At 33.4% G+C, this 15,591-nt stretch carries 13 protein-coding genes, 1 tRNA gene and 1 pseudogene; 14 read left to right on the forward strand and 1 reads right to left on the reverse strand.

Going from position 1 to position 15,591, the window contains the following annotated elements:
* The first annotated feature begins 64 nt into the window (after positions 1-64).
* Positions 65-1,858, forward strand: coding sequence for a hypothetical protein (locus B5F77_RS09120; protein ID WP_087330019.1), 1,794 nt, complete (start codon positions 65-67; stop codon positions 1,856-1,858).
* A 34-nt stretch (positions 1,859-1,892) separates the two neighbouring features.
* Here the strand turns inward: B5F77_RS09120 and B5F77_RS09125 are convergent, their stop codons facing one another.
* A complete protein-coding gene (locus B5F77_RS09125) occupies positions 1,893-2,744 on the reverse strand; it encodes a hypothetical protein (RefSeq protein ID WP_087330021.1) in 852 nt (283 codons plus the stop codon).
* Positions 2,745-3,620: 876 nt separating this feature from the next.
* On the opposite strand from B5F77_RS09125, the gene B5F77_RS09130 reads away from it, so the two are divergent.
* From B5F77_RS09130 to B5F77_RS09185, 13 genes and pseudogenes are all read left to right on the forward strand, one after another.
* Positions 3,621-4,079 carry a JAB domain-containing protein gene (locus B5F77_RS09130; RefSeq protein ID WP_087330023.1) on the forward strand — a complete coding sequence of 153 codons (459 nt, stop codon included), beginning with the start codon at positions 3,621-3,623 and terminating at the stop codon, positions 4,077-4,079.
* A gap of 522 nt (positions 4,080-4,601) precedes the next feature.
* Positions 4,602-5,324, forward strand: coding sequence for an abortive infection system antitoxin AbiGi family protein (locus B5F77_RS09135; protein ID WP_087330025.1), 723 nt, complete (start codon positions 4,602-4,604; stop codon positions 5,322-5,324).
* A gap of 24 nt (positions 5,325-5,348) precedes the next feature.
* The gene (locus B5F77_RS09140) at positions 5,349-6,638 is read left to right on the forward strand and encodes a serine/threonine-protein kinase (RefSeq protein WP_087330027.1); all 1,290 of its coding nucleotides are present in this window, start codon (positions 5,349-5,351) and stop codon (positions 6,636-6,638) included.
* A 17-nt stretch (positions 6,639-6,655) separates the two neighbouring features.
* Positions 6,656-7,366: a VWA domain-containing protein gene (locus B5F77_RS09145; RefSeq protein ID WP_087330029.1), complete on the forward strand. Its 711-nt coding sequence runs from the start codon at positions 6,656-6,658 to the stop codon at positions 7,364-7,366.
* Positions 7,353-8,207 carry a PP2C family serine/threonine-protein phosphatase gene (locus tag B5F77_RS09150; protein WP_087330031.1) on the forward strand — a complete coding sequence of 285 codons (855 nt, stop codon included), beginning with the start codon at positions 7,353-7,355 and terminating at the stop codon, positions 8,205-8,207. The genes B5F77_RS09145 and B5F77_RS09150 overlap by 14 nt, the downstream gene beginning before the upstream one ends.
* 4 nt (positions 8,208-8,211) lie before the next feature.
* Entirely contained in the window at positions 8,212-10,008 is a 1,797-nt protein-coding gene (locus B5F77_RS09155; protein WP_087330033.1) for a leucine-rich repeat domain-containing protein, read from the forward strand.
* On the forward strand, positions 10,005-10,169 hold the full coding sequence (locus B5F77_RS15850) for a hypothetical protein (protein ID WP_204244958.1): 165 nt from the start codon (positions 10,005-10,007) through the stop codon (positions 10,167-10,169). Before B5F77_RS09155 ends, B5F77_RS15850 begins: the two co-directional genes overlap by 4 nt.
* Positions 10,170-10,190: 21 nt before the next feature.
* On the forward strand, positions 10,191-11,018 hold the full coding sequence (locus B5F77_RS09160; protein WP_087330035.1) for a penicillin-binding transpeptidase domain-containing protein: 828 nt from the start codon (positions 10,191-10,193) through the stop codon (positions 11,016-11,018).
* The gene (locus B5F77_RS09165; protein ID WP_087330037.1) at positions 11,015-11,452 is read left to right on the forward strand and encodes a hypothetical protein; all 438 of its coding nucleotides are present in this window, start codon (positions 11,015-11,017) and stop codon (positions 11,450-11,452) included. Before B5F77_RS09160 ends, B5F77_RS09165 begins: the two co-directional genes overlap by 4 nt.
* Before the next feature lie 314 nt (positions 11,453-11,766).
* A pseudogene (locus B5F77_RS15985) lies at positions 11,767-12,474 on the forward strand (Sir2 family NAD-dependent protein deacetylase); the annotation flags it as partial.
* A gap of 630 nt (positions 12,475-13,104) precedes the next feature.
* A complete protein-coding gene (locus tag B5F77_RS09175; protein WP_140392860.1) occupies positions 13,105-13,899 on the forward strand; it encodes a hypothetical protein in 795 nt (264 codons plus the stop codon).
* Positions 13,900-13,910: 11 nt separating this feature from the next.
* A complete protein-coding gene (locus B5F77_RS09180) occupies positions 13,911-14,984 on the forward strand; it encodes a hypothetical protein (RefSeq protein ID WP_087330043.1) in 1,074 nt (357 codons plus the stop codon).
* A 247-nt stretch (positions 14,985-15,231) separates the two neighbouring features.
* Positions 15,232-15,304 (forward strand) — tRNA-Thr (locus tag B5F77_RS09185).
* Positions 15,305-15,591 lie beyond the last annotated feature (287 nt).

A 15,591-nucleotide genomic window follows, 5' to 3' on the forward strand; every position in this document is an offset into this window, starting at 1 on the left:
TTTCGCAAAGGACAAGATTCATTTTTACAATTAATGCAGAAATGAATTTTGTCCTTGTTTTACCATGAAAGAGGAATTTATCTATATAGAGCATGAAAATAAGTATCTTACAGGCACTATTCCTGTAAATGCCATCATTTATAAGAAGGTTACAGGCATTGGTGCAACAACTTTAGAGATTAAATGCCCACGAAATTCCATCATTATTGAGCCAAATACACCTGTAATAGAAGGAAAGGTAAAAAAACATGTCAATCTTTTAGGGGTAACTGAAGGGGTAACAGCCAGTCAAATAATTAGTTATATACAAAATAAAGCTATTCCTTACAAAAAGATAATGACTACTCCCGAAAGTTATAGTAAGGTTCGGAAGGCTTTCTCCTTATGTTCGTTGGACTTGTTCGGGAGCTTTTTCCTGCTTTTTGACGAATGCCATAAACTGACAAGTGATGTAAATTACAGGGGAACTATCACTTTGCCTATAGAGGATTTCTGGAAATTCAAAGAGAGGTCGCTTATTTCAGCTACCATTACCAACTTTGCTAACTATCCTGTATTCCAGAAGTTTGGATTCAGGCATATAATAATCCAGCCGAAATGGGATTATTCCCTGAAAGTGAATCTCTATTCCAGTAACAATATCTTGCAGGATGTTAAGTCATTTTTGGATTCTCTATCTAATAAAGAAGAAAAGGTTTGCTTCTTTATCAATTCAATAGACCTGATAATGGCACTAATAAATGCGTTGGATATAAAGGAAGTTTCTCACACTTATTGTGCAGAAAGGAGCATTAATAAATTAACTAATAAAGGATTCCTAAATATAAATCCACCCATTGAACAATTGGGTCAGTACAATTTCTATACAAGCCGTTATTTTTCGGCAGTGGATATTATTACAAAAGATAAGCCTCATGTGGTGGTAATTTCAGATGCCATAAAAGCACCTCAAACACTAATAGACCCTATACTGGAATCCAGACAAATAGCAGGCCGTTTCCGGAATGGGATTTCTTCGTTTACCCATATTGCAGGACTTGACAGCAAAATCCAATATAAATCCCCTGAAGAGTTGAAAACTTGGCTACGTGAACAGCATAAGGCTTATATCCAGTTGGAAACATTCTATAATTCAGCTACGGAAGAAGGAGTGAAACAAGTCATGAAAGAGGCACTTGAAAGGGTGGAAATACATAAATATTTGGAAGAGGATAATTCATTTAATTTCTTTAAGACTGAAAACCTATTGGATGCGGAAGCAACCAAATCCAGATACCAAAACTGGGAAAACTTTGTCCTCTCTTATTCTATGGATGAGGAGTTTTTTGAAATTGAGGAACAGTACAATAACCAATATGCACCTACTAAAGAGAAGATTCAGATGCCAGTGGCTAATAATAGGATGCAAAGGAAAGAAATTGTGGATAAGTTCTTTGCTGCTAATCTGGATAAAGGCATTGAAACAGAAGAACAAAGAAACTTGTTGGAAGAATTGCAGAGGTTGGATGAGTTCATAGTGGAAGTATGTCAATATTTTGATAAAGACTTCATTATCCAGAAAAAATATAATAAACAACAGCTGACTTTGGCTCTTATCAAGAAAAAAGTAAAGGAAGAGTGCCTTAGCTTTCCTGTAATTGATGCTGTCTGTAAGCTATTTAGATGTGGATTCTCTTATTCTGAAGAAGATATAACCACAACTCTCAATAAGGTATATGCTGAATTGGGCATACAAAAGGATGCCAAAGCAACGGATATTAAGGACTATTTTGAAACATCTCCCAGAAGAACTGTCAAACAGAAAGGCTTATTCAAGAAAGGTTACAAGTTGTATGCACCTAAATTCCTTAAAAAATAGAAACAGTGGCAGTATTAAATTAGGCTATATTCAATTACATCACAAACTTATACTCCTTCTTTTCTGTATTAGAGTTGATAGGATTGATATTCAACAATTTAACAACATAACTCAACCTCTCTATCCTCTCTTCTGAAACTTTCGGAAGCCTTTGGTTTAAAGCCTTTTCCAAATCATAATCCACATAGCTACTAGTAATTAGCCTCATCAGCTCTTTATCATACTTTGGCGGATTTATATGATGCTTCAAACAACAGGATTGGATGATTTTGTATTGCTCTATATATACTCTCTCTATTGCATATTTATTATTTTCTAAATCAGGAATATTCAAACCTTTACCTGATAAAATGTTAGTATCTATAATAGTGTGCTTCTCCTTATCTGATTGAATCAATCCATAGTTGATAGCCTTTTGGTGCAATCCGTTTTTACCTTTAAGTGTGGAATAACCAATAGTTGTTTCATTGGCTATCTTCTTTAAATTATAATAGCAAACATTTGTTCCATTCAAGCATAAACATTTAAGAATCAAAACATAGCCTATCACATTAGAAGGTATATCCTTCTCCAGTAAACCTTTACATATTGTAAAGTAATTCACTTCTGGAATATGTAATTGATATATATTCTCTCTTCTTGGTTCTCCTTTTTCGGTCTTAAATTGATGAACTTTGATAGCTCTAATGAAACCAATTTCTTTAAAGACAGTAATGGCATCTTGTACTTTACTAATAGAGCAATGGCAGAATTGTGCCAATGTATTTTGATGGATATGGGATTCTCCTGTTTGAAAATCTGATTTGAAAGCCAAACAAGCTGCAATAAAAGCCTGATTTGGAGTAAGTTTTAGAAATCGATTCTTGTCTAAATTTCTGTAATTCATATTAGATATGTTCAATGAGATTTAATTACAAATAATCTGGGAAACTGAGATTTAGCAACTCTCCAGAGGAGGCTGAATCCAGAAATTAGGTTTTAGTAAAAGCCCGTATTAGGTTTTAGTAACCATGTTACTTTTAGCCTTTACCAACAGGTGAAAATTAGCCTTCTACTTTTCTGGATTTTAGTTTATCATCTTCTTTATTAATTGGAATGAGAAGCTCCAGTTCCATCAGTTTTCGATACTGGGAGTTGTTTATGTGCAATATCTTTTTGCATTCCAGCCTGTTATTGAAAAATTTGTTCAAGGGTTTATATAATACCATATTACAAGAATCGGTTTTGGAAGGACAAATCTGGTTTTCCGTATTATATATGCAACTAAAGATTGTCCCTGTAAATAGGAATAAAAATCTGAGGAATATAACAGCTTATCTTTTTGAGATATACAAAGATAGCAAAAATTTAGAAGACTAAAAAGTAAATGATGGAAGAACTGGGGATAAGGCAAAGAAGCATATTTTTAATTTTTACTTTTCCCCCCTCCCTATACATTATTATATATACATCCTCTATTATAGGATAAAGCCAGAAAAATCTTCTTTATGAAAAAATAGTGTATCTGTTGCACTCTTGAGTTCACCTATTCAAATCACCCTCCCGATAGTGATAAGAAAAAAAGGATTGTTTACACCTCTGGATAAGCCAACCAAGTTTCAACTAAGATACCTTCATTTTGCCCAAAAAGGAATATTTATAGCAGAATGAATTTTGTATCTGATGTTGAACTGGCTGGCTGTTTTTATTCACAGGAAAAACATTCTTTTCCCTCTTGTAAATCTTTAATTCATAATTTATTAACTAATAAAACAATTGCTATATGGAAGGAATGTATAAAGTATGTGAAGTCAAATTGACTTATAGCACAAAAGTAAAGAGTTCTGAAAGAGCTTGTATTGCCTCATCATTGGATGCTTATCAATTTCTAATTAAGCACATATATGATTCAGAAACCATCCAATACAGGGAATATCTGAAAATTCTACTGTTAAACAGGGGACAAAAAGTATTGGGTGTTGTACCTATTTCAGAAGGTGGAATAGATTCTACTTGCGCTGACATAAGAATCATCATGCAAGCTGCTATCTTAGGAAATGCTTCTGGAATCATCCTAACTCATAATCATCCATCTGGAAACTTACAGCCAAGCAAACTGGATGATGTTTTGACAGAAAGGTTAAGGGATGCAGCTAAGTTGTTTGATATACGGTTGTTAGACCATATCATCATAAGTGATTGCGGATATTATTCTTATTTGGATGAAGGGAGGTTGTTATGATTAATGTAATAGTCTTTATACTTATGTTTGTGTTCCTTATGTTATTAATGAAGCCTGAATTGTATCCATTTGTGGCTCTGATATTCTTCTTTTTGATTGGTTGCTTCCTCTTTATCTTATGGATAAGGGAAAAGTTGAAGGGAAGATAAAATTTTTCATTCATTTATTTGGCTGAATAAAAAACATTTTTCGTAACTTTGTATCGTAATCTCTCAAGTTCATGGCGTTGAACCACTGAGGGAGGACATTAACGAAAAACGAAAGGTGTTATTGAGATTATCTTCTAAAGTCAAATTCTCGCAAAATTTGAAACAGAGTGAAGGTAATTCAATAGCACCCACATCATTGGTATATCAAAATCTAAAGGAAAAAGATATATCCAGAGGTGTGGGATAGCTATTGTTTTATCTACTCTGTGGGCAATGCGAGAAGCCTGACTTTAAGATAAAAACAATATAGCTCTCACACCTTTTTTATTATTTAATTCTCAGGGAGAGAGCAAGGGAAGGAACTTAGAAAGATATGACATTAAGTACAAATACTTTATTTCATTTTACAGATAATATAGATGTCTTATTTAAGATATTGGAAGAGGGGTTTTGGCCTAAATATAGCAAAGAGACAGGATGGAAAGGGGAAGGAAAGCCACAATTCGCAATTCCAATGGTCAGTTTTTGTAATATTCCTCTTTCTCAAATAGGAAAGCATATTAATTATTATGGAAATTATGGAATTGGTGTATCTATGGAATGGGCTGTAACAGAAGAAAATATACAACCAGTTCTTTATGTTACAAGAAAAGTTATACCTAACATATATGATGTTGTAAAAGATGATTTAAATGAGAGCAAGAAAAATAAATCCAGATGGTTATTCTTTCTTACAAGAATTAAACCTTATAAAGGTTGGAATTGGAAACGCAAAGGATGTGAACAAATAATAGATGATTATCTCTATTATGATGAAAGAGAATGGCGTTATACTCCTGAAAGTTTATCTGAAACACAACAATGTATAGATGTCCGTAAAGGTATTGATTTGGATCATTACCACCAGAATATGAAAGAACATTCTTTAAAAGTACCATTGTCAGAGATTAAATATATTATTCTACAGTCAGAGTGTGAAAGAATAATTGCTTTAAATAAGATAGATGAGTTGTTTGAGAAGCAATGTACTCTGGAACAACTCACTTTATTGAAATCTAAAATACTTACTTGTGAACAGATAAAGAATGATTTTTAAATCAATATATTCGTATAAAATATTATGCTAAAACAAAATAGTAAAATCAAAATAGCCACAGGAGGTGAAATCACCATTCTTGAAGAATTGGGAAGTGGTGGACAAGGTACGGTTTATAAAGTGCGGTACAATAATAAAGAATACGCATTGAAATGGTATCATAAAGCGGAAAAGCCAGAGTTTTATGAGAATTTGAAGCATAATATAGAGAATGGAGCACCATCCTCAGCCTTTTTATGGCCATTATTTTTGACAGAGAAAGATGAGGATGGTTGTTTTGGCTATCTGATGGAATTGCGGAATCCTGTATATAAGGATTTTGGAGATTTCCTACTTGCCAAAGTCCACTTTAAAACGGTTGCTGCAATGATTGACGCTGCTATAAAAATTTGTGTGGGCTTCCGTAAATTGCATAACAAAGGATATAGCTACCAAGATTTGAATGATGGGAATTTCTTCATCAACCCTGAAGATGGGGATGTTTTGATATGTGATAATGACAATGTGGCTCCTTCTGGAAAAAGTACAGGAATTTTAGGAAAGTGCAGGTATATGGCTCCAGAAATTGTGAGAGGAGAAAAGTTGCCAGATGCTCAATCAGACCGTTTTTCTTTGGCTGTCATTCTTTTCTTGTTGTTTTTCAATAACCATCCTTTAGAGGGTGAACAGATTGCAAATTGTCCATGTATGACAGAGAAGCATGAGAAGAAATTTTATGGTTCAAATCCAGTCTTTATATATGACCCTCAAAATACAACTAATCGTCCTGTTGCTGGTATTCATGTAAATGTAATCAATCTATGGTCTCAATTTCCTAAATATGTTCAGGATATATTTATAGACCAGTTTAGCCAGAAAGCCTTGATGAATGCCAATTATCGTATTACGGAAAAAGAATGGTTGGAAAAGGTCTTGCTACGGATGAGGCATGAGTTGATAACTTGTCCTACTTGCAATAGTGAGATTTTTGCTGATATGGAGAATCCTTCTTTTGTTTGTGATGATTGTAAACATACTATCCAACGTCCACCTATTATACAATCCAGAAATTATAAAGTGGCTGTTTGCAAGGATACGAAAATCTATCAGTATATCACAAACCAAAACAAAGCCTTATTGGGGACTTGTACAGGAATTGTCGTGGAAAGTAAGAAAACAGCAGGCATATTTGGTTTGAGAAATCTGACAGAAGATGTATGGATGCTTACAACAAAAAGTGGAAATACACGTTCCATAGCACCTAATGAAGTTGCTCCTTTATTGGTTGGCAATAAGATTTCATTTGGTAATGGTACAGATGCTATAATAATATGATTTAAATAGTTATAGAGATGAATACAGAAAGAGTAAAGATAGCCAGAAGGACAATGGTTCTGTTTTTTGTTGTGGACACTTCTGGAAGTATGGCAGGAGACAAGATTGGTTCTGTAAATGATGCAATTAGAGAAACAGTTCCAGATTTAAGAGATTTGTCAGATGGGAATCCTGATGCTTCCATTAAAATAGCTGCATTGCAATTTGATACAGATGCCCATTGGCTTTATCCTCAACCAGTGGAATCCTCAGATTTTCAGTGGACAGATTTACAGATAGGAGGATTAACCAGTTTAGGATTGGCTTTGGATAAGTTAAATGAAAAGTTATCCAAATCACAGTTCTTGCAAGAAGCGGCAGGTTCTTTCGCTCCAGTCATTATCTTGCTTTCAGATGGAGAACCAACGGATGATTACAAAAGAGGATTGGATAATATCAAGAAAAACAATTGGTTCAAACACGCTATTAAGATAGCCATAGCCATTGGAAATGATGCAGACAAGAACGTTTTAACAGAATTTACAGGTAATAGTGAAGCAGTTATTGAGGTACATAATCGTTCCGCATTAAAAGCAATTATTAAATTTGTAAGCGTAACCTCTTCCCAAGTCAGCAGCAAAAGCAATGGTGTGGAAGATGCCAGCAAACAAGATAAGGTAATTAGCCAAGTCAAAAATTATGTGGACACACAAAATATAGAAGATACGGATTTAGATGAATTTGATTGAACAGAAAATAGCATCTTTTTCTTCTTGTCATAAAGGAGCTTCCCATAAAAAGCAAAAGAAGGTTTGTCAAGATGCTGCCTTTGCTTGCTACAAAAATAAGGGAGCTTATGCGATGGCAATTGTCAGTGATGGGCATGGAAGCAATGATTATTTTCGGAGCGACAAAGGAGCAAAGCAAGCTGTCATTGCAACAAAAAAATCCATTACCCGTTTCATGTCTATGATGAAAAATATGGATTCAAAGTCTTTTAATCCAGATAAGTACCTGCATCAATTGGAGATGAACATTGTTTATAACTGGCGTCAAGCAATCTTGAAAGATTATCAAAAGCATCCTTTCACAGAAAAAGAAAAGAACTTGATGAGTGAGAAAGGAAGGCTACGTTATGAAAACAATCCAGATTCTTATTTTGTGAAAGCCTATGGAGCTACACTTATAGCAGTTGTTGTATATCCAGAGCATTTTTGGTTTGGCTTACATATTGGAGATGGAAAATGTGTGGCACAATATCCAGATGGACACTTTGAGCAACCTATTGCATGGGATGAGAAATGTTTTCTGAACGTAACAACATCTTTGTGTGATGAGCGTCCTTTAGAGAATTTTCGTCATTGCTTCCATACGGACAACTTCCCTACTGCCCTATTTGTGGGAACTGATGGAGTGGATGATTGTTTTGCTAATGATGAGGATTTGTATGGCTTTTATAAGGAGGTTATTCGGACATTCCAAGAGAAAAGTTTTCAAGAAGCACATAAGGATTTGGATTCTTTTCTGCCTGTAATGTCTAAAAATGGAAGCCAAGATGATATTTCTGTCAGTGGAATTTTAATGCTTTGATAATATGAAATGTGAAAAATGTGGTGGGGAATGGATTCCACCAAAAAGCATATCAATTTCTTTAACTAATTGTCCCTTCTGTGGAGCACCAGTATTGAATGCAGATACAGCAAAAGGTTATACGGATATGGGAGAGTTCCTGCAATATCTGGTATCTCTTTATGGTATAGACCTGTATAATAATCAAAGAAAACTGAGTAACTTGATAGCAGACCTTTATCAGGGAGATGAACGGATGAAACGTGTTTATCGTCGTGCTATCTTGGATGATTCCCTATCAAAGCGTATTTATGATTTATCTAAGAAACCATTAGATGAACGTGAAGCCTATTACAATCAGATTATTAACCAGTTTTCAGAAGCTAATTTCTATGCTGTGGATTTTGGAAAACAGGTGATAGAAAGTTTTGTTTCTGGGTTAAAATTGGAGATTATAGATTCCACATCTACCAAAATAACAGAAAAAGACAATAAATGGTGGATAGACAACTCTAAAGTTATATATAACATAAGCAGGAAAAAGTTACTTAGAGGTGATACTTCTTTGAAGACTTACGAAATAGAAAATGGAACAGTTGTTATTTGCAATAAAGCTTTTGATGAATGTTATTTTTTATCAAGTATTACAATTCCTAATTCTGTTATATGTATTGGAGATTTAGCATTTCGTTCTTGTTATTCTTTAGCAAATATCACAATTCCAAACTCTGTAAGAAGTATTGGGGAGTATGCCTTTTGTCGTTGTGAATCATTAACAAATATTATTATTCCAAGTCAGATAAAAATTATTGGAGAGGGTGTTTTCTATGGTTGTAAATCATTAAGAAACGTAACAATATCAGATTCAGTTACAAGTATTGAAGATAAGGCCTTCTTTGGTTGTGAACAATTGAAAAATATTACAATTCCCGATTCTGTTATAAGCATTGGAAATTCAGCTTTTCGAGAATGTTCATTTTTAACAAGTGTCATAAATTCAAACACTGTAACAAGTATTGGGGATGAAGCTTTCTGGTGTTGTGGAAGATTAGAGGATGTTACAATTCCCAATACTGTAATAAATATTGGAAATTCGGCATTTTATGGATGTAGTTCATTAAAGAATATTGTAATTCCAGATTCAGTTACAAACTTTGGATGTGCTGTTTTTGACTGTTGCGCATCATTAGTAAACGTAATTCTTCCAGAAACAATGACAAGTATTGAAGGCTTTTCTTTTCATGGATGTAAATCATTGATAAATATCAAAATTCCAAGTTCAGTAATGGATATAGGGAATTGGGCTTTCTGTGGATGTAAATCATTAACAGAGATTGAAATTCCTAATTCTGTAATACGCATTCAAGAAGAAGCTTTTTCCGATTGTGAATCAATAACAACTGTTGTGATTCCAAATTCGGTGAGAATTATTGAAGAAGGCGTATTCAAGGGATGTAAATCATTAAGAAATGTTACAATTTCAAATGCTGTAACACGGATTGAAGCATTTACTTTTTATGAGTGCAAATCTTTAGAAAGTATTACTATTTCAGAATCAGTAACAAACATTGGAGATGAAGCTTTCTTCGGATGTAGTTCATTAAAGAATATTGTAATTCCAGATTCAGTTACTTGTATTGGAGGTAGAGCTTTTTGGAATTGTAAATCATTGAAAACTATTAAAATATTAAATTCAGAAATAAGTATTGGACCAGAAGCTTTTTTCTTTGGATTGAGAGAAATTCTCATTCCTAAAGATTCTACTGATAGATTCAGAAAATTACTACCTAATTATTTACACAACAAACTGATAGAAATATGACAAAATTTAAAATACCAGGTGTGACATTTTCATGGAAGCGTGCATTAGGCATTACTAAGATAAAGCAAAAGATTGCACGAGAAACTGGTATTCCTACTACTAAACATGGATTGGAGAGGAAGATAGGAGGTGAATTATTGAAGTTGTTTAAAAGAAAATAGAACAATAAAAATCAATCAATTATGAAACAGATAAATATACTCATTCTTCTATTCATTCTCTTTACAAGTTGTAATCAGCCAAACTTTTATAGAGAATCTCTATTAAAGGAATTGCAAGAAACGGAGGCGGATGCTGGCTTACTGATTCTATTAAAGGATAATGAGATAGCAGCCAAAGTAAATCTAATAAAGGAAGATAGTATATATAAAGAGGGTAATGAAGAAGTCTTTCATCAGCCCAAAAATACAGGTACGTTGCTTACGACAATTCCTTTCATGTGTATTTTGGATTCTATTTCACTCACTGATACGGTGGATGTTGGGAATGGAATCTATATAAAAGATGGAAAAGAAATAAGAGACCATAATGCAGATAGAGGAGGCTATGGAGTATTAACCACAGAACAAGTATTGGCTTTTGATTCTAAAATTGGATTCATTAAACTAATGGAGAAAAATGAGCAAACATTGGAGGCTAATTTCTATAAAATGGGATTCACAACATTAGAACTATCTCCTTTAGAAATAGCTAACTTCTATAATCGAATAGCTCATAAAGATTCTTCATTATGCTCTTCTAAAGTAATGGAAGATATTCGGAGTATGTTATCTAAAGTAATAACAGAAGGAACTGGAAAGAATATCTATATGGAAGATGTTCCAATAGCAGGGAAAACAGGAAATGCAGAAAATGAAGTCTCTTGCTGTGCTTATTTTACTTTGGATAATTCCGTATATACTTGTCTGGTTATTATCTCCAATCCAAAGAAGGGTTATCCTTCTGGCGGGATGATGGCTGGTAATGTGATTAATGGGATAGTGAATCAATTAAAAGGAATGATAGTATGAAAAAGAAGATTAATCCGTATGAAGAAGTACCTTTATTGGAAGGTTATGAATGTACGTCTTATTATTACAGAGATGGAACTTATGTGGATTGTTTCTGTGGGCCACGAGAATATGATGGAGAGAGTACAAGGTCTTTACAGTTGAGAGCCAACTATATGATTGATGTATTGGAGGCAGAATATGAAATAGATAGATGTATTGCGGAATTGGTAATTTGTAATTATGCAGAGAAAAATAGATTGGTTACAAAAAAGTTATCAGAATTATTATGCTGTGAACACAATCTTGAAACAGTAATAGAAATAATAGCCAATCGAATTAGGAATAAAGAAGAAGAATTGAAAGAAGATATTGCTACAGATTGGTTATATAAGAAAGATAACTCTATCGGTGAAGATTTTATCACTGGAGTATTTTTCCCTAAAGAAGAATAAGGGTGTACTAACTAATTTATTTCAAAAATTGGAGTGGTAAGATTTTTTTTGAGAGGGCTATATGAGTGATTTTTCTGAAAATCTTACCACTTGAAATTTTAATAACAGGAAAGGAATAAAATGGAAAAAGAAACAAGGGAAAAGCACCTTAATAAAATAGACACTATATTCATGCTTTGTGTCCATTTTCTGCAATGGTTGGCCAAGAAGTTGGGCATGACTTATAATGAAATCAATGTATGGTTGTTCTGTGTGATACTGCCCTTGATAATGTTGGCTTCCATATTGTTGAATATCTACTTATTATTACGATAATGGCTAAACAAAAATTAGTAATATTTACAGGTGCTGGAATCAGTGCAGAAAGTGGATTATCCACATTTCGAGATAAGGATGGATTGTGGAAGAAATATAATCCATTGAAATTGGCAAGTGTGGGTGGGTGGAAAGAGAATCCTGAATTGGTATTGGATTTCTATAATTACAGGAGAAAGCAACTACTGGAGGTTGAGCCCAACCATGCTCATAAGGTATTGGCTGAATTAGAAAAATGGTATGATGTTACGATTCTTACGCAGAATGTGGATAATTTGCATGAGAGGGCAGGCAGTACCCATGTGATTCATTTACATGGAGAATTGACAAAAGTAACCTCTTCCAATGATAAATTGAATCCACATTATATCAAAGAATATCCATTGGATAAGCCAATTAAAATGGGAGATAAAGCGGAGGATGGTTCACAATTGAGACCTTTTATAGTATGGTTTGGAGAGAGCGTACCTGCAATGGAAGTGGCTATTGACTATGTGAGAGAAGCAGATATATTTGTTGTGATTGGAACATCTTTGGAAGTGAATCCAGCAGCTATATTGATTAATTATGCTCATTCGGAGATACCTTGTTATATAATTGACCCTATGGATTTGTCAGATAAAATTCCAGATAAGTTCATCCATATAAAAGAGGTCGCGACAAAGGGAGTGGATAAATTGAAAGACAAATTAATGGCTATAAATAACAGCAAGTTAATGATGACAAAACAAGAATTAGCTTATAAGTTTATTCCATTTCTAATACAATCCTTTAGGGGAGAAATGGATAAGTTTCTATTTGGAGACTTTGAAGTATGGAAGAAAATGTTGGCAGATGAAGGAATAACTGAATTTGATTTTGATTGGAATGAGTTGAAGTATGAAGTGGTATTTCCATCTTCTTCTAAAGAAATGATATTATATACTTTCCCAGAAGCCAAAGAGATAGGAGATGCCAAATATGGAGCAGTTTTACTTGATTTTGAGAAGCATCGTATTTCTTATATGGTATTAAAGAAAGAAACGAATAATAGCTTTATATTAAGCACATTAACTAAAGATGGATTCAGTGATTTACGAACAGTAAAGGATATATCTAAGGATGAGTTTTATAAACTACTAAGGAAGAGATATATAGATTATTCTCTATGGGAGAAAGTTATGAATCTCTTTCTTGGAAGATAGATAATGTATTTTATAATGAATGATATAGTTAGTTTGTTTAAAGTGAGTACCTTTTTTGAATAATAATAGTTTTATAGCCCCCGTTAGAAAAAGGTACTCTCTACGAAGTTTTAGAGATTAGGATTACTTGAAGTTTAAAAATCGAGATAGAAGATGAAGTATTTATTGATTTTCTTGGGATTATGCCTATTTAGCTGTAATAACCAAACAACCAGTAATATACAACCAGAGATTAAAATAGAGAATGGTTCACTTACCAAAGGAGAGCAAGATTCTTTGATAATGGTTTTATCTCCTTATTTGGAGATAGATTCTATTGTGATGCAGAATGCAAATCAAACTTTACAAATGGTTTCAGAAGCTCTTGGAGATACAAATGGGGAAGATGATTATTATCGAAATGTGCTGCATGTGGATTCTATTATTAAACAATGTATTACTTATGCTCAAGAGAATGAGCCTAAGCAACTATTGGATTTGTTTGATAAGGAAAAAGTAAACATTTATGCTCATCCATCCAATACGATAGAGCATGAAAAAGGTTTGCATTATATGATTCTATCTTTATATGAAAAGTATTATCGTCCAGTAAGTGAAAGATTGTATGCTGAAAAGATGATAGAGTTGTATGAACTTACGCTTGCGCATATTATTGGATTAGAGACATTTGGAGGTTATCATCATCCAGATTATATACTTCTTGCAAAAGTATTAATGAACTGTTATGCTGACGGATTGAATAATTATGATAAAGCAATTGAATTACAAAAGAAAGTCTGTGAACGAATTGAGCAAGAAGAGCCAGAAGGAAAAGCAAGTGAACTTTATGGATATGAATTGATGGAATTGGCAAATCTTTATTTGACTAATGCCGATACTTTGCGCACAGATTCGTGTTTGCAAGAGTTACGGAAGAATCCATATATGGAGAAGTTGTTGGAAGAATAGGAGATTGAAAAATGAGGTATTTTATTCTATTATTAGGATTGTGTCTGATTGCTTGTAATAATCAGAAGAGTAAACAATCTGGATATGAAAAGCAGATTGAGATAACAGATGATTACGACCTTCTATTTCAAGAATTATCCTCTGAGACTTATATAAAGGCAGATACATTCTCAATGGAGCATCCAGACGAATATAAAATGGCTAATGCTGTTTTTGGGCTACAAAGATTGATTACAAATCCAGATACTCTTCATCTTATTATCGGTTCTTGGGTGAATAAATATTATAAAAAGAAGGGAATAGTTGAAAAAGAAAATACGATGGAGGAATACCATCAGAGGGATAGTATTGTCAATTCATTCATTATAGATACAGAACAAATAGATGATTTTCAAGATGTTTATTATTATGCTGATATGCAGTCTATATGGGAGGACTATCTATTCAATTACTATTTGAAGGAACTCAGTTCTGTATTGGAAGATAATGAATTGCAAAATGCTTTTAAAGAAGAAATGATTGCATGGAAGAATCTGTATAATAACCAAGTAAAGACGTTGGATGTATTCACTTCTGATATAGGTTCAAGAGATACAAGGGATTTTATATTTTCTAATTTCAAGTCTTCTTTTTATCAAAGAATGAAGACTTCCATACTTGATTTCTATTGGGTTTTGACTAATTCAGATTACTCTATAAAAGAAGAATTTCTACCATTGAAGAAAACTCTTTTTGAAGAAGAGTATGGAACTACAATTGCTTATGTTCAAGATACAACAGTGTTTACAGATGATTTTTATAGTCTGGAACAACGAACTGAAATAGTTAAGCAAGAAGAAACTTCTTGGTACGAGTTAATGGATAAGAGAGATAAGGTATCTTCTTTATTAGTTGGTCAAGTTAAAACCGCTTATGACAATTCTACTTATCATTTGCAAAAGCTGCATTTGATAGAATTAAAGAATGAGTTTGATGAATACGGCTATTCAAGTGCTGAATATTCTACTTATATATTAGATGAGGATTGTTCTTATAAAGAACTACTGAATCAGAAACGACCAAGAGAAAGATTTTCAAGCAAATAAGATACTTGTTCTTATAATTAAGTCCCCTTCCCGTAGATAATATAACATATAAGATTTAAACCAATAAGAAAAAGTTTGTTTATTGGGGAGAATCTAAGTATATTTGTGTTGATTTTGAGATAGTTAATAATAGTATTAATCAAGCATTTGTTTAAACCAGTACTTAAACCAAAAGATTATAGATATATTAAAAAGCATTTTAGCTTCAATGCTAATCTTTGATTATTAGATAATTGCAATAATAATTGCCGAAATGGCTCAGTTGGTAGAGCAACGCATTCGTAATGCGTAGGTCCCGGGTTCGAGTCCCGGTTTCGGCTCTGATAAAGAAGCAGTTATCCATCGGATAATGCTTCTTTTTTTATGCACAAAAAATCCTTGCCTCCCTAAAAAAGGTGCGAAAGAGAAATGTAATATCTGCTAACTCATTATAAACAAATTCCTAAGCGTGATTGGCTTAACTTTGTTGTCACCTCTAAAGCGCGTGTGCGTATCAAACAAGCACTTCGGGAAGAGACGGCTGCAAGGGTAGATTTCGCGAAGGAGATGTTCTCAGCGGCGGCAGGCACCTTTGTGAAAAAAAGTGCCTACCGATGGAGAGAAATTT

The sequence above is a fragment of the Parabacteroides sp. An277 genome (assembly GCF_002159645.1).
Classification (GTDB): domain Bacteria; phylum Bacteroidota; class Bacteroidia; order Bacteroidales; family Tannerellaceae; genus Parabacteroides.